Source organism: Micromonospora sp. NPDC005173 (assembly GCF_040608515.1).
In the GTDB taxonomy this organism is placed as follows: domain Bacteria; phylum Actinomycetota; class Actinomycetes; order Mycobacteriales; family Micromonosporaceae; genus Micromonospora.
Genome location: NZ_JBEXIK010000012.1, coordinates 155,081 through 170,142 on the forward strand (window position 1 = coordinate 155,081; position 15,062 = coordinate 170,142).

The window sequence follows — 15,062 nt, forward strand, 5'->3', positions numbered from 1 at the left end:
CCCGGGGCGCAGACCCGAAACGGCAGCGGGTGCGGTCCGGCTAGTCTGGCCGGACCGCACCGCGGTCAGCGTCGATCGGCCACCGGCCGGAGGGCGTGCCGCCCGGGGGAGATGACCGTGAACAAGCCGAAGCTGGTCGCCGCTGGCGCCGTCCTCGCCGTGGCGCTCGCCGCCGGGGCGTGGGCTCTGTTCGCCAGGGGCGACGAGCCCGACGCGGGTCGTCCCGCAGCTGACGCGTCACCCGCCCCGGTGGCGACCGACCCGGTGAGCGTCCTGGTCGCGGCCGCCGCGAAGGTCGACCAGCAGACGTACAAGCTGACGCTGGGCACCGGCGGGGCGACGGGCGGGGACGGCACGGTGCTGGTCTGGGACCCGAAGGCACGGCGCGGTTTGGAGACGACGTCGCTGAAGGTGCCCAACGGCGAGGTGAAGATCGAGCGGCTGACCACCGGACCGGACGTCTACGTGCGGGTCACCGCCCCGGACCGCCGGATCCCGGTCTGGGACGGCCGTACCTGGTGGCACGTCGGCGCTCCGGATGCGCCGGGCGCTCAGCCGGGCCTGGACAACACCCGGCTGGCCGGCACGTTGACCGCGCCGGCCCAGGTCCGGCAGACCGGCGTCCGGGAGTACGCCGGCACGCTGGACCTGCGCGAGAGTGGCGCGGTATTGGGCAGCGGCGTCGGCAAGGTGCTCGGTGACCGGGCCGGGGCCGTGCCGTTCACCGCCGCCGTCGACGAGCAGGGGCGGCTGGTCCGCTACCGGATCGAGCTGGCCAGCGAGCAGTCGCAGACCGCGCAGCTGGACCTGACGTACTCGGACTTCGGGCTGCCGGTGGCCGCCGACCCGCCGGCGGCCGACCTGGTCGGCGAGGACCCGCCGGCGAACATCCCCGGCGCCTGACGCCCGGCTCACTCCTCGTACGCCCCGCCCGCCGGGGTGACCAGGAAGTCGTAGACGGTGCGGGCCATCCGACGGACCGTCTCGTCGCCGGTGTCCATCGGCCCGGCGGTGAGGAATGCGACGGCGGTCTCCGAGCCGGGGATCAGGTAGTAGCCGACGTCGTGTGAGGCGTCCGGCAGGTCACCGGTCTTGTGCGCCACCGGCACGCCGGGCGGCAGCGCCGCCGGGATCTTGGTGTTCAGGGTCTGCTCCCGCATGAACCCGATCATCAGGTCGCGGGAGGCGGGGGTGAGGATCTCGCCGTCCCAGACCGCGCCGAGCAGCGAGACCACGTCGTCCGGGCTGGTGTAGTTCTCCTCGCCGCGCAGCGCGGCCGCGCTGTCGAGCATCCGGCGGGCCAGAATGGTCGAGCGCTGGTTCATCGAGTCGATCAGCGCGTTGACCGGTGCGAACCCTCCCAGGTAGGTGATCAGCACGTTCGCGGCGATGTTGTCGCTGTACTTGATCAGGTACTGGGCGAGCCGGTGCAGGGTGACCACCTGCGGGAACGTCTCGAATTGCAGCTGGCCGGTGCCGCCGACCACGTCCGCCGGGGTGACCAGCACGCCATCGTCGAGGGAGACCTGTCCACAGTCGACGCGGCGGAGCAGCTCGACCAGGATCCACAGCTTGATCACGCTGGCGGCCTTGGGGCGGAGCGCGCCGTTGACCGCGATCTGCTGATCGCCGTACCGGCCGGACAGGTCGCGGACGGTGACCCCTGCCGGGTTGAGGCTCGCGTCGGCGACCACCCGGGCGAGTTGCCCGCTGAGCGGAAACAGTCGGGCTCCCGCGACCGGGTCGGTGGGCGCCTGCGGGCTGGTGACCACCACGCCGGTCAGCTCGGTCGGCGGGTGGTGCCGCCGGGTCACCGCGAGCGTGCCCTCGCTCCGTCCGACCAGGGGCACCCGGTAGCGGTAGCGGTTGCCCTCGACGGTGACCTCGCCGCTGGCCACCCCGGCGGCGACCCGCATGTCCGGGTCGGCGACCCGGCCGGTGTCGCCGTCGCAGGCGCGGTACCGCACGGTGTGCCCGAGTGAGTCCACCGCGAACACTCCGCCGGGGAACGACAGCCAGGACACCTCGCTGGTCGGTGCCCGCTCCGGCGTCGGCTCCGCCCCTGGCTCGTCCCCCGCCTCCGCCTCGACCCCGTACCCCGGCTCGGCCCTGTACCCCGGCTCGCTTGTAGGCCCCGGGCCGGGGCCGTCGGCGGTGGCCGGCCCGGTCGTCGCCACCACGGCCAGCGCGACCACCGCCGCCAGCCACTTCAGGGGTTGTCGGCAGTTCCCGATTCTGTGATCAGGCATGCGAATATGTAAGTGTTAGTGTCGGTCTGATGAAGCTTGCTGAGTGGGCGCGCCGCAACGGGGTGCACCCACAGACCGCGTACCGATGGTTCCGCGAGGGAACCATGCCGGTGCCCGCTCGGCGTCTTCCGTCGGGAACGATCATGGTGGACGTTGTCGGTGACGACACCCAGGGCCAGGTGGTTGTCTACGCTCGGGTGTCGTCGGTCGATCAGCGAGCCGACCTTGACCGGCAGGTCGCCCGGGTGGCCGCCTGGGTCACCGGGCAGAACATGGTCGTCTCCAGCGTGGTGACCGAGGTCGGCTCCGCCTTGAACGGCCGAGGTAAGAAGTTCCTCGGGCTGCTGCGCGACCCGTCCGTGACGACGATCGTGGTCGAGCACCGGGACCGGTTCGCCCGGTTCGGCGCCGAGTACGTTGAGGCGGCGCTGGCCGCCCAGGGCCGCCGGCTGCTGGTCGCCGACCCGGCCGAGGTGGACGACGACCTGGTGCGGGACGTGACGGAGATCCTGACCAGCCTGTGCGCCCGGCTGTACGGCCGCCGGGCCGCGGCGAACCGGGCCAGCCGCGCCGTGGCCGCGGCCACCGCCAAGGACGAGTCGTGAAGCGGTACGAGCCGCCGGCCGGCTGGACCGTGCAGGCGTACCGGTTCGCCCTGGACCCGAGTGACGCCCAGGTTCTCGGCCTGCGCCGCAACACCGGTGCGGCCCGGTTCGCCTACAACCACATGCTGCGCCGGGTCAGCGCGGTGAAGGCGCAACGGGCTGCCGAGGCCAGCTACGGGGTGGCCGAGGCCGACCTGACGCCGTGGCAGGGCTGGTCCCTGCCGGACCTGCGGCGCACCTGGAACGAGATCAAGCAGTGGGCGGCGCCGTGGTGGGCGGAAGAACGGACCCGACTGGGAAGATGAGGGCCTCTTGTCGCTTTTTCTCACGTTTGCACGATATGAAGCGCCGAAGGCGGTTGGGGTCACCGGGACTGGCGTCACCCGTCCGGGCGGCCGTGTTCTCGCGAACGCTCAACCCTGGATGAGGCCCGTGGGCAGGCCGGGTGCCAGCCGGCGCATCGAGGTGAAGGTGGGCACCAGCGCCTCGTACAGCTCGGCGAAGAGCGGCAGAAGCGCCGCGTACGTGGCGGCGGCGGCCGGGTCGGGGCGGACCGTCTCCTCGATCCGCACGAGGTCGCAGGCCACGTCGATGCTGGGGATCAGCCCCAACGCCTGCATGCCGAGCATGGCCGCGCCGAAGCTCGACCCCTCGGGCCCGGTCGGGAAGCTCACCGGCAGGCCGAGCACATCGGCGAGCATCTGCCGCCACAGGCCGCTGCGGGCGAAGCCGCCGCCAGCCCGGACCTCACGGACCTCATTGCCGGCCGCGCGCACCGAGCTGAGCACCAGCGCGAGCTGCTGACAGACCCCCTCCAACGCGGCGCGCACCAGGTGTTCGCGGCGGTGCCCGTGGGTCAGCCCCACGTACGCGCCGCGGGGCAGCGCGCTCCAGTGCGGCGCCCGCTCGCTGTGCAGGTACGGCAGCATGATGAGCCCGCCCGAGCCGACCGGTGCCCGGGCCGCCAGTGCGACCAACTCCACCTCGGAGTGCGGGCCCAGGTCCGGGGCGAGCGCTTCGGCGGCCCAGCGGAGCACGATGCCGCCGTTGTTGATCGCGCCGCCGACCGTCCAGCGATCCTCGGTCAGCGCGTAGCAGAACACCCCGCCGAGCGGGTCCACGCCGGGCCGCTCGACCATCACCCGCATCGCGCCGCTGGTGCCGATCGAGCAGGCCACCATGCCGGGGAGCACCGCGCCCAGGCCCAGGTTCGCCAACGGCCCGTCGCCGGCGCCGACCACCACCGGGGTGCGCTGCGGCAGGCCGGTCGCCGCCGCGGCCTGCGGGGTGAGCCCGGGCAGTACGGCGGTGGTGGAGACCAGTTGGGGCAACTGCTCCTCGGTGATGCCGGCGATGGTCAGTGCCTCGCTGTCCCACTCCAGCGTGTGGATGTCCATCAGGCCGGTGCCCGAGGCGACGGAGTGGTCGGTGACCAGCACCTCGCAGAGCCGCAGCAGCACCCAGTCCTTGATGCCGACCCAGTGCGCGACCCGTTCGAAGAGTTTCGGCTCCTGCTCGGCGAACCAGAGCAGCTTGGGCAGCGGCGCCATCGGGTGCATCGGCGTCCCGGTGCGTCGGTGCAGGGCCAGCCCGGACGGCACCGCCCGCAGCCGTTCGGCCTGCCGGCTGGATCGCGAGTCGGCCCAGGTCACGGACCGGGTGAGCGGAACGCCGTCCGCGTCCAGCCCGATCAGGCTGTGCATGGCGGAGCCGAACGACAGCCCGGCAACCGGCTCATTCAGCTCGTCCACCACCGCGCGGATCGACGTCAGCACCGCGTCGAGGATGACCTGCGGGTCCTGCTCGGCGTACCCGGGCTGCGGGTCGTCCAGCGGGTAGCCGACCGTGTGGCTGGCGAACTGTTGGCCATTGGCGCCGTACGCGACGACCTTGGTGCTGGTGGTGCCGATGTCGACCCCGATCACCACCTCGGGCCGGGTTTCCTGCAGCACGACCCTCACCCCCTCCGTACGGCGGCATCGCCACCCGGCTGCGGCTGACGTTACCGAGCGAGACGGCGCTCCGGACCGATGAACGTCGGCAGCAGTATCGCCCTATCGTGCAATTTGCTCCGCCGATCGGATACTTCGCCCTTTTTTGGCGTGTCCGGGCGGCGCGCCGCCGCTGTTAAAAGGTGTGACACCCCGGTTGGTGGCCAGCGCGGCGGAGGAGTCGGCGTGGCAAAGACTGATTCGACGGGTTCCACATGGCGGTACCGGTGGGCGCGCCGGCAGAACGTTCGGCGGGTCAGCACGTTCCGCGGCGCCGAGGCGGCGTGGCGGCGACGCGACGACGAGTTGCGGCGGCTGCGTGCCCTGGCCGCCGACTTTCAGGGCTCCGCGGCAGCCGGTGCCGGCCTACCGTTGGAGCTGGCCGGCGACGAGGTGGTGCTCTGGGCGCTGCCCGCCGCACAGCTCGTCGAGGTGCGGCACACCACGGTGCTGCCCGCACCGGACCTCACGGTCGCCCCGCCGACCGGGCCGTTGCGCCAGCGTCGCCCGGACGGCGTCCGGGTCGCCGACGCCGGCATGGCGGTGATCACCAGCCGTCGACTGGTGCTGCTCGGCGGACGCGGCCGGCGCGACTGGGCGTACGGCCGGATGACCGGCCTGGGCCACGACCCGGCGGCGCCGGTGACCCTGATCCAGGTGCTGGACCGGCGGCGGACCTCCGGGTTGATGCTGCCCACCGAGGCGGCGGCGGACTTCCGGTTCAAGCTCACCCTGGCGTTCGCCGACGCGATCGAGCAGCGTCCCGCGGTGCTCGCCCAGCTCGACGAGCTGATCGCCGAGCACGCCCAGCTCAAGCCGTTCCGGCCGGCCGCGGCCACTCCCGGGCAGGCCCGGCTCTCCGCGCTGGTGCCGGGCGGCCGGCGAACCGTCGCGGTTGCCGCGGCCGTGGCGCTGCTGGTGCCGGCGGCGCTGTTCGAGTCGGACCCGTCCGACCCGACCGGCGGCGCGGAGGTCGCCGTCGCGGCCACCCCGGCGTCCAGCGCCAGCGCGGTCCCTGCGCTGCTCTACCCGGCGGCCCCGCCGCCCTCGCCCCGCACGACACCGAAGCCGACGAAGTCGCCTCGCCCGTCGCCCACGGCGACGCGGGACCAGCGCTGCGGCGCGCCGGAAAACCCGCTGGGGTACGACTTCTGCGGCGGAACCCGGATCCGTCGGCCGGCCACTGAGGTCTGCGACTGGTTCGACTGCGTGCCGCAGTTCTGGTCCGGTCGGGGTTACCTGGTGCAGTGCCGCGACGGTTCGGTCAGCCTGAACGGTGGCCGGTCGAATGCCTGCACCGAGCACCGGGGCGTGCGGCGAACCATCTGGAAGTGACCGTTTAATGCCGGTTTCCGCCCGCTCGTCGACTTCGGTCGGTCAGAATTGGCCGGATGGAGATCCGGTCCGACGACGGTGCCCGGCTGAGGATCCGCCCGGTGGGCTACCAGCCCGGCATCGATCCGCCCGACGACCCCGACCGGTCCGCACCCGGTTGGCGCGACTGGCTGCTCATCGAGGTCGACGCCCGTACCGCTGACGGTCAGACCTGGTCGCATCACTACCCGAGTCTCCTGGTGGAGGAGGCCCGCGCGCTCGGCAGTTGGCTGCGGGGGCAGGCGGAGGCGGCCGTCGGCCCGAACCCGCCACCGGCGGTGGTCAGCTTCACCGAACCCAACCTGACCCTGCGAACGCGGGTGGTCCGCCGTCGCCGGCTGGAGTTGACCGTCGAGTTCTCCGCCGAGTCGCTGCCACCGTGGATGCGCCGCCCGACCACCGCGATCTACCCGCTGATCCTCACCGTCTCCGCGGACGCGCTGGCGGTAGCCGCCGAGCAGTGGGCCGGGCACTGCGAGGCGTACCCGCCGCGTGCGCCGTCGCGGTTCCCGGCCCGAGGCCCGCTGCCCGGGCCAATGACGCACCGCCGACGCGCCGGCTGACCGGCCAGCCGCGCATCCCCGCAGTCGCGGCACGGCCCGCCGCCGATGTCGTTCCTTGTCCCAGCGGTGCCGGGCTGCTCTGATGGGCGGTCATGGGGGATGAGCAGGTGCACCGCACCATCGAGACGGTGTGGCGGATCGAGGCCGGGCGGGTGATCGCCGCCCTGGCCGGACTGGTGCGCGACGTCGGCTGGGCCGAGGAGTTGGCCCAGGACGCCCTGGTCGCAGCCCTGGAACAGTGGCCACGCGACGGCGTACCGGCCAACCCGGGCGCCTGGCTGACCACAATCGGCAAGCGGCGGGCGATCGACGCGCTACGCCGCCGGAGCCTGCTGGAACGCCGGGTCGCCGAGCTCGGGCACGACCTCGGCGACGAGCAGTTCACCCCGGACTTCGACGCCGCCTTCGAGGAACGGATCGACGACGACCTGCTGCGCCTGGTCTTCACCGCCTGCCACCCGGTGCTGTCGCCGCAGGCGCGGGCGGCGCTGACCCTGCGGATGCTCGGCGGCCTGAAGACCGAGGAGATCGCCCGGGCGTTCCTGGTGCCCGAGACGACCGTCGCGCAGCGGATCACCCGGGCCAAAAAAGCCCTGGCCGACGCGAAGGTGCCGTTCGAGGTGCCCGGCGTCGCGGAGCGCGGCGAACGGCTCGCCTCCGTGCTGGAGGTGATCTACCTGATCTTCAACGAGGGCTACTCGGCGACCGCCGGCGACAACTGGATGCGCCCGGCCCTCTGCGCGGACGCGCTGCGCCTGGCCCGGGTCCTCCAGGGACTGATGCCCGACGAACCGGAGGTGCACGGGCTCGCCGCGCTGCTGGAGATCCAGGCGTCGCGCACTGCGGCCCGGGTCGACCCCACCGGCGAGCCGGTCCTGCTCATGGAGCAGGACCGGGGACGCTGGAACCTGATGCTGATCCGCCGGGGCCTGGCCGCGCTGGACCGGGCCCGCGCCGCCGACGGACCGCCCGGCCCGTTCACCCTCCAGGCGGAGATCGCGGCCTGCCACGCGCGGGCGCGTACCCCGCAGGAGACGGACTGGGCGCGGATCGCGGCCGGCTACGCGGAGCTGGCCCGGGTCGTGCCGTCGCCGGTCGTGGAGCTGAACCGGGCCGTCGCGGTCTCCTTCGCCGACGGCCCGGCCGCCGGCCTGGACCTGGCCCGGGCGCTGGCCGACGAGCCGGCGCTGGCCGGCTACCACCTGCTGCCCAGCGTGCTCGGGGACCTGTTGGCGAAGCTGGGCCGCTACGACGAGGCGCGGTTTGAGTTCGCCCGGGCCGCTCAGCTCACCAGCAACGAACGCGAGCGTGCGTTGCTGCTCGCCCGCGCCGCCGACTGCGCCCGGGGCGTCGCGCCGACCCGCTGAAAAATCTCCGGAAGAAATGTCAGCCGCCATGTCGTATCCCGACCGAACCGCTCGACGCGTCAGTGGAAGCCGGCTCGCACCGGCGCACGAGACCGGCCACCGGCCGGTCGGGACAGACGAGGAGATCGGCATGACGACGACGGCGAACGCGATGGGCGCAGGGTCCGCGGTGGCGGGCGTCGGCTCCCGGCGTACGACGACAAGGGCGCTGCTGGCCGGCGGGGCCGCCGCCGGCCCGCTGTTCGGGGTGGTGGCCGCGGCCCAGGTGCTCACCCGCGACGGGTTCGACCTGAGCCGGCAACCGCTGAGCCTGCTCGCCCTCGGCGACCTGGGCTGGATCCAGATCACCAACTTCGTGGTGACCGGACTGCTCGCCCTGGCCGGCGCGGTCGGGCTACGCCGGACGCTGCGCGGCGAGCCCGCCGGAACGTGGGGGCCGGCGCTGGTCGCCGTGCACGGTGTCGGGCTGATCATCGGCGGGGTGCTGGTCTCCGACCCGAGCATGGGTTGGCCGACCGGCGCGCCGGAGGGTGCGCCGGAGACGCTGAGCTGGCACGCCGTCGGCCACGGCGTCGGCGCGGCGCTGGCCTTCGGATCGCTGACCATCGCCTGCCTGGTCTTCGGCCGCGGCTGGTGGCGGGCCGGGCAGCGCGGCTGGGCGGCGTTCTCCCTCGGCTGCGCGTTGGCCGTCGTCGTGGTGCTGGCCTGGCCCGACCAGGACACCATCAGCGTCCGGATGGCGCTCGCCTGCGCCGTCATCTTCGCCTGGCTGACCGCGCTCTGCGGCCGGCAGTTCGCCCGCTGACCGTCGTTTCATTGATCACGAGAGGACCGAACCGATGCGCTACATGCTGATGCACAAGCTCAACGAGAACCTGCCGGGGGCGTTCGACCCGAGCCCGGAGTTCAACGCCCGGATGGAGGCCTTCATGAAGGAGGTGGCACAGTCCGGGATACTGCTCGCCGCCGAGGGGCTGTGCGAGACATCCAAGGGCGCCACCCGGATCAGCGTGACCGGCGGCAAGACCACCGTCACCGACGGGCCGTTCACGGAGACCAAGGAACTGATCGCCGGATTCGCGCTGGTGGACGTGCGCTCCCAGGAGGAGGCGGTGGAGTGGGGGCGGCGGTTCGCCGACGTCTTCGCCGAGACGATCGGCGAGGTCGAGGTGGACATTCGCCGGGTCTACGAGGCGCCGGAGGCCGACCAACCGGCCTGATCCGGCCACGCCGTGCCGCCGCCGTGCCGCCCGTGCGACTCGGCGGCGGCTTTGCCCGGCTCGGCGCGCGACAGTGTCGGACGAGCGTGATACCTCTGCGGCATATCGATACCCCAGAGTCATCACGCTCGGGCGGCACCTCCGCCCAGAAGGGAGCCCGGGATGCCCGGCTACGTGCAGCTCGGCGAGGTCAACACGTTCTACGAGCGCGACGGCGCGGGGGAGCCGCTGGTGCTGCTGCACCCCGGCTTCGCCGACTCCCGGGCCCTCGGGCAGAACGTGCCGGGGCTGGCGAAACGGTTCACCGTCTACCGACCGGACCGGCGCGGGCACGGTCGTACCCCCGATGTGGGCGGCCCGATCAGCTACCAACTGATGGCCGAGGACACCGTCGCGTTCCTGGAAAAGGTGGTCGGCGGGCCGGCGCACCTGGTCGGGCACAGCGACGGCACCCCGGTCGCTCTGCTGGTGGCGCTGCGCCGCCCCGACCTGGTCCGCCGGCTGGTGCTCGCCGCCGGGGTGTTCCACCACGACGGCTGGATCGACGGCGCCGTCGACCTCGACGAGGAGACCGTCGCGTTCTTCGTGCGGTACCACGGCGAGGTGTCACCGGACGGGCCGCAGCACTTCCCGATCGTCAAGGCCAAGCTGGACCGGATGCACCACGAGGAGCCGACGGTGACCGTCGCCGACCTGGCCGGCTACCCCGGCCCGGCGCTGGTGATGGTCGCCGACGACGACGAGGTCCGCGTCGAGCACACCCTGGCGCTGCGCGACGGGCTGCCGCGGTCGCAGCTCGCCGTGGTGCCGGGCACCAGCCACGGCCTGCTCGCCGACAAGCCCGACCTGTGCAACCGCCTCATCATCGACTTCCTCACCGAGCCGCTCGAATCGGCGGCCAACCCGGATGGCGTGGCCGGCAACGGCCACGGGTAGGGTGACGTCCGTCAGCCACGAGAGGAGGTGAGCCCGGTGAACACCCACTGTCACGTCTGGGCGCTCCACTCGGCCGTCCCCCTCAGCTGACCATTCGCGTCGGGGAGCGCCCTCCTTATCGGAGGACCAATGTCTATCTCCCCGTTCCGCATCGACGTATCCGATGCGGTCCTCGACGACCTGCGGGCACGACTGGCCCGTACCCGCTTCACCGACCGCAGCGGCAAGCAGTCGTGGCAGGGTGGCGTCGACCCCGACTACCTGCGGGACCTGGTGTCCTACTGGCGCGACGGGTTCGACTGGCGGGCCCGCGAGGCTGAACTCAACGCCTACCCACACCACCTGGCCCTCGTCGGCGGCCGGAAGCTGCACTTCCTGCACGTCCGCGCGGCCCGTCCGGCCGGTACGCCCGCGCCGTTGCCCGTGATCCTCAGCCACGGCTGGCCCAGCAGCTTCGTCGAGATGCTGCCCCTGGTCGACCGGCTGACCGACCCCGCCCGGTACGGCGGCGACCCGGCGCACGCGTTCGACGTGGTGGTGCCCTCGCTGCCCGGCTTCGGCTTCTCGGAGGTGCCTGACGAGCCGGTGACCCGGGCGGTCCTCGCTCGGACGCTGCACGAGTTGATGACCGACGTGCTCGGCTACGAGCGTTACGGCGCCTTCGGCGGCGACGTCGGAGGGGTGGTCACCGGCTGGCTGGGTGCCCTGTACCCGGAACAGGTCGCCGGCATCCACATGATCCACCCACCGTTCCCGGCCAGCTTCGACGCCCGTCCGCTCTCCCCGGCCGAGCAGGCGTACCTCGACGCCGAAGCCGCGTACGACGAGACCGACGGCGGCTACAGCGCCATCATGGGCACCCGGCCGGACACCCTCGCGGCGGCGCTCGCCGACTCACCGGCCGGGCTGGCCGCCTGGCTCGTCGACAAGTACCGGGACTGGAGCGACAACCACGGTGACCTGGCGAACAGCTTCGACCGGGACACCCTGCTCACCATCATCACGCTGTACTGGGCCACCGACACGATCGGCTCCTCGTTCCGGCAGTACTTCGACTTCGACCACAACACCCCACGACCCGACATCACCGTGCCCGCCGCCTTCACGGTGAGCACCGAACCCTCGCAGGCCAACCTCCCCCGGGAGATCGCCGAGCGGGCCTGCACCGACATCCGACACTGGAGCGAACCGGGCCGGGGCGGGCACTTCATGCCGCTGGAGGAGCCGGACCTGCTCGCCGGTGAGCTGAGGCATTTCTTCACCTCGCTGCGCCCGTACTGACCGGCAGGGGAGCCGGGCCGGTCGCCACCCTGGCTGACTAGCGCCCGGCGTGGCCGGCGGCTGTTTCGGTTGTCACCGCAACAGCCGCCGGCACCCGGGCTACGCGCCGAGCGACGCCTTGGCGGCGTCGATGGCGTCGAGCAACTCCTCCTGGTACTCGAAGCCCTCCTCGACGACGGCCATGTTCACTCCGCATTCGCGCTGCCGCGCCTGCAGCAGCGTCTCCTCCACCGGAGCCACCGGGAAGGCCAGCGGGTCGAGGCCGGGAGCCCTAGCCACGTCGTCGTCGACCAGGAGCCACTTGTTGTGCTCGTCGTAGCCGACCACCCCGGCGGCGATTCCCCTGGCCCACTGGTCGAAGAGCCCGGCCAGGCTGGTGGCGGCACGGACGGACTCCCAGGCGTCTTCTGAGATCACGTAACGCCAGATCTCACCCTCGTGCTCGCCCGCGAGGACGAACGTGTAGAGGAGGAAATCGAAGTGGAACAGGGGCAGTTGCTGCCGCCAGGGGAACGGCGTGCCGATCGACAGCCCCAGATAGTCCAGCGCGTCCCCGCCCTCCGGCCATGGCATCCGCCATCCGGCGTTGGGCAGCAACCGCCGGTCGGGCCATCGCTGCGACTGCAACCAGGTCAGCTGCTCCGCGACGTGATCCACCCCGAAGATCCGGTAGACCACGTCCGGCGGCTGCCCGGCCGGCGACTCGCCCTGGTCGGGCCAGTCGAGGCCGGCAGCCGTCGCCGCGACGCGGTACTCCCGCACCGCGTCGCGCAACACGCGCATGTCATCGAGCATCAGCAAGCTCCTCGGCTACGGGGCCGTGGGGGTCATGCAGAGGCTAGCCCCACCCCCGCTGACCTTGAAGGCGAAGCTCGTGCCGCCGGCCTCGACCCACGGCTTCACCGGCAGCACGATGAACTCGGTGTTGTTGTTCACCTTGCACTTGCCGTAGAACGCGTTGATGTCGTTGGCCTGCGGCAGCGACTCCGTCGTCGACACCAGCTTGAGGCTGGCGACCTGGCCGGTCAGGTTGACCGCCTGGTTCGTGGACCAGAACGGGAACTCGTCGCAGGTCTGCCCGGGCACCCGCACATCGCACGCGTTCGGTTTGAACTCCACTCTGTTGAACCATCCGTGGTTGTAGCCCTTGGCGCGCGCCGCCTGCCCTCCCACGCTGCGCGCCGGGTAGAACCACACCGCCCGGGTCGGCGGCTGCGGGAATCCGCCGTCACCCATGGCGGCCACGATGTGCTTGCCGGTCTGCGTCATGTCGGCGCCCTTGTAGTTCTTGGCACCGGGGACGTAGACGATGACGTTGTCGTCACACCCGGCCTTGCCCTGGGTGCCACGCTGGGCCGTGCACGCCGAGTCGATGATCCGCTTGAGTCGCGAATCCTCCGTGGAGTCCCACGCGAAGTCGAGATCGCGTTGGTCGGCCACCAACTTCGTGGTCTTGATGACCTCGGCGTAGACCTTCAGGCTGTTGTACCACTCGCCCTCGTCCAGGCCCCAGTTCTCGAACGTGTCGAAGTCGACGTCGTGCTCGATCGGGTACTCGATGAGGCCGTTCACGCCGATCGTGCTGGGGAACAGGATGGCGAGCAGGACGCCCAGCACGACACCGATGCCGATGCCGGCGGCACCGACGACGATCCACGAGGTGCCGGCGGCGGCGACCTGAGCGGCCGCGACGACCTCGACCGTCTCCGCGATGGGAGCCAGCAGCGTCGCGCAGGCTCCGCTCGCACACCAGGCGATCGGCGCCACCGGGCCCGGCACCAGCAGGCGGGCCTGCGTGGCGTCCACCGAGGAGATCACCGGTCCGCGGCCGGACGGGGCCACCGCGAAGAGCATGTCGGTGATGTTGTCCGCGCAGTCGAGCAGTTTCTCGCCCGACGGAGGCAGGAAGGCGTCGAGGCAACTGCTGTTCGCCGCCCGGTAGCAGCCGAGGAAGATCTCCGTGCTGCCGGCGGGTACCGGCACCGTGGCGCGTGAGCTGGCCGCGATGTAGAAGTCGCCACCGGCGCCGGCGCACTGCGACGTTTCGCTGGCGGTCGTCTGCGTGGTCGCCGCCGACACCTCGTCCACATGGATCATCGTGGTGAAGTCGCCGGCGAGCTCCCGTGCCACCGTGCCGTCGGCGCGCAGCGCCTCGACCCGGAACGCGTACGGCGTGTACTCCTCGAGCGGCTCGATCGGGAGCTTGATGACGCTGTCCGCGGTGCACGGGTTGGCCACGTTGCCGTTCCCGTCCACGCAGAGCTGCTCCAGCGCGAACTGGTCGTAGATCTCGCCGTCCAGGTAGGCGCGGTAGCTCGCCTCGTTGGCGGGCTGCGGGTGCCAGCTGGCTATGGCGCCCCCCTCGTCCGGGTCCAGGGTCAGACCGGCGTCAACGTCCGGCGGCGGCGGCAGCGCGTCCGTCGTGAAGGACGTTGTGGCGGGCGTCGCCGACCGGTTGCCCGCCAGGTCGATGGCGACCACGGAGACGGTGTGGTTGCTCAACGGTTGCAACCCCGTGATCGAGTACGAGCGGGTGCCGACGGTGGTCCGCTGCGCCGTACCGCCGTCGACCTTGACCTCGTATCCGGCGAGGCCGTAGTTGTCGGTCGCCGCGCCCCAGCTCACCTTGGCGCTGGTCGCCGTGATCGTGCCGACCGCCAGGTTCGGGACGTTGCTCGGCGGGATCAGGTCCACCACGGTGATGTCGCGCAGAATCTTCGCGTACCGGCCGGGTTCACGCTCGGCGCGGGAGCAGACCTGGACCGGGCCCAGGTGCGGCGGGCGCATGCTGGTGGTCCAGGAAGCGGACCAGTTCGTTTCGCCGGGCGGCGGCGGGCCGAAGGTGAAGCTGGACGAGGTCGTCTTCTCGATCGAGACGTCCACCATCGTGGCCTGCTTGTGCAGGTAGCCGTTGATGGCGATCTTGCCGTTCGCGTCGACCGCGACCTCCGACCCGGCTGTCGGTCCTTCGAGCCGGATGGAGGCGTGGTTGATGTCCTCCGGTACGGACGGGTCGGTGCAGGCCGGAAGTTGTTCCTCGACCACCGCCTGGGCCTCCGCCTGGGCAGCCGGCTGGCTGATCAGGGAGACCGGTAGGACGAGCGCGACGGCGAATGCCGTCGCGCGCAAGGACCTGCTGAAGTATCGATGACGTCTGTTGTCGGCCATGCCGCTCCATCCCCGTGGTTGATCAATGACGGGGCACAGTCTGTCATGGTGATCTATATTTAGAACACCCTATTTTTAGTACATGCTCGCGAGGGGAACGCCCGCATTACCGCGATAGCCCCGGCGTCCAGGCGGCGCCGGTGAGCGTCTTTCAACCGGCGGCGCGAGGCCGGCAACATGCGACTGGTCGCCTGCGGCGCTGCCGTGGAGGCGGGCTCCGCAGTTCTTCGCCTCGCTGCGCCCGCCGTGACCACTGGCGGAGCCGGGCCGTTCGGGTGTCACGCCGAGGTGCGTGGTCTCGTCATGGG

14 protein-coding genes are annotated in these 15,062 nt (G+C 71.7%); 10 read left to right on the forward strand and 4 right to left on the reverse strand.

Going from position 1 to position 15,062, the window contains the following annotated elements:
• Positions 1-117: 117 nt before the first annotated feature.
• The gene (locus ABZV00_RS16600) at positions 118-903 is read left to right on the forward strand and encodes a hypothetical protein (protein ID WP_355606707.1); all 786 of its coding nucleotides are present in this window, start codon (positions 118-120) and stop codon (positions 901-903) included.
• An 8-nt stretch (positions 904-911) separates the two neighbouring features.
• On the opposite strand, the gene ABZV00_RS16605 is transcribed toward ABZV00_RS16600, so the two are convergent.
• A complete protein-coding gene (locus ABZV00_RS16605) occupies positions 912-2,249 on the reverse strand; it encodes a serine hydrolase (protein ID WP_355606710.1) in 1,338 nt (445 codons plus the stop codon).
• Positions 2,250-2,278: 29 nt separating this feature from the next.
• Here ABZV00_RS16605 and ABZV00_RS16610 point away from each other — a divergent pair, with 29 nt between their 5' ends.
• Positions 2,279-2,854, forward strand: a complete 576-nt coding sequence (locus ABZV00_RS16610; RefSeq protein ID WP_355606712.1) for an IS607 family transposase — start codon at positions 2,279-2,281, stop codon at positions 2,852-2,854.
• Complete coding sequence (locus ABZV00_RS16615; RefSeq protein ID WP_355606715.1) at positions 2,851-3,159, forward strand: helix-turn-helix domain-containing protein; 309 nt, start codon at positions 2,851-2,853, stop codon at positions 3,157-3,159. The genes ABZV00_RS16610 and ABZV00_RS16615 overlap by 4 nt, the downstream gene beginning before the upstream one ends.
• A 108-nt stretch (positions 3,160-3,267) precedes the next feature.
• On the opposite strand, the gene ABZV00_RS16620 is transcribed toward ABZV00_RS16615, so the two are convergent.
• On the reverse strand, positions 3,268-4,806 hold the full coding sequence (locus tag ABZV00_RS16620; RefSeq protein ID WP_355606718.1) for a gluconokinase: 1,539 nt from the start codon (positions 4,804-4,806) through the stop codon (positions 3,268-3,270).
• Between the two features lie 225 nt (positions 4,807-5,031).
• Here ABZV00_RS16620 and ABZV00_RS16625 point away from each other — a divergent pair, with 225 nt between their 5' ends.
• The 7 genes from ABZV00_RS16625 (at position 5,032) to ABZV00_RS16655 (ending at position 11,586) form a co-directional block, all read left to right on the forward strand.
• The gene (locus ABZV00_RS16625; protein WP_355606721.1) at positions 5,032-6,180 is read left to right on the forward strand and encodes a hypothetical protein; all 1,149 of its coding nucleotides are present in this window, start codon (positions 5,032-5,034) and stop codon (positions 6,178-6,180) included.
• A gap of 56 nt (positions 6,181-6,236) precedes the next feature.
• Positions 6,237-6,782, forward strand: coding sequence for a hypothetical protein (locus tag ABZV00_RS16630; protein WP_355606724.1), 546 nt, complete (start codon positions 6,237-6,239; stop codon positions 6,780-6,782).
• A 92-nt stretch (positions 6,783-6,874) separates the two neighbouring features.
• Positions 6,875-8,149: an RNA polymerase sigma factor gene (locus ABZV00_RS16635; RefSeq protein ID WP_355606727.1), complete on the forward strand. Its 1,275-nt coding sequence runs from the start codon at positions 6,875-6,877 to the stop codon at positions 8,147-8,149.
• A gap of 130 nt (positions 8,150-8,279) precedes the next feature.
• Positions 8,280-8,954 (forward strand): DUF998 domain-containing protein, encoded by a 675-nt coding sequence (locus ABZV00_RS16640; protein WP_355606730.1) that lies wholly within the window; start codon positions 8,280-8,282, stop codon positions 8,952-8,954.
• 34 nt (positions 8,955-8,988) lie between these two features.
• Positions 8,989-9,369, forward strand: coding sequence for a YciI family protein (locus ABZV00_RS16645; protein WP_355606732.1), 381 nt, complete (start codon positions 8,989-8,991; stop codon positions 9,367-9,369).
• A gap of 162 nt (positions 9,370-9,531) precedes the next feature.
• Positions 9,532-10,305: an alpha/beta hydrolase gene (locus ABZV00_RS16650; RefSeq protein ID WP_355606735.1), complete on the forward strand. Its 774-nt coding sequence runs from the start codon at positions 9,532-9,534 to the stop codon at positions 10,303-10,305.
• A 129-nt stretch (positions 10,306-10,434) separates the two neighbouring features.
• Positions 10,435-11,586 (forward strand): epoxide hydrolase family protein, encoded by a 1,152-nt coding sequence (locus tag ABZV00_RS16655; RefSeq protein ID WP_355606738.1) that lies wholly within the window; start codon positions 10,435-10,437, stop codon positions 11,584-11,586.
• 99 nt (positions 11,587-11,685) lie between these two features.
• Here ABZV00_RS16655 and ABZV00_RS16660 read toward each other — a convergent pair whose 3' ends face one another.
• A complete protein-coding gene (locus tag ABZV00_RS16660; RefSeq protein WP_355606741.1) occupies positions 11,686-12,381 on the reverse strand; it encodes a hypothetical protein in 696 nt (231 codons plus the stop codon).
• Positions 12,382-12,396: 15 nt separating this feature from the next.
• Positions 12,397-14,754, reverse strand: a complete 2,358-nt coding sequence (locus ABZV00_RS16665; protein ID WP_355606744.1) for a fibronectin type III domain-containing protein — start codon at positions 14,752-14,754, stop codon at positions 12,397-12,399.
• Positions 14,755-15,062: the final 308 nt, after the last annotated feature.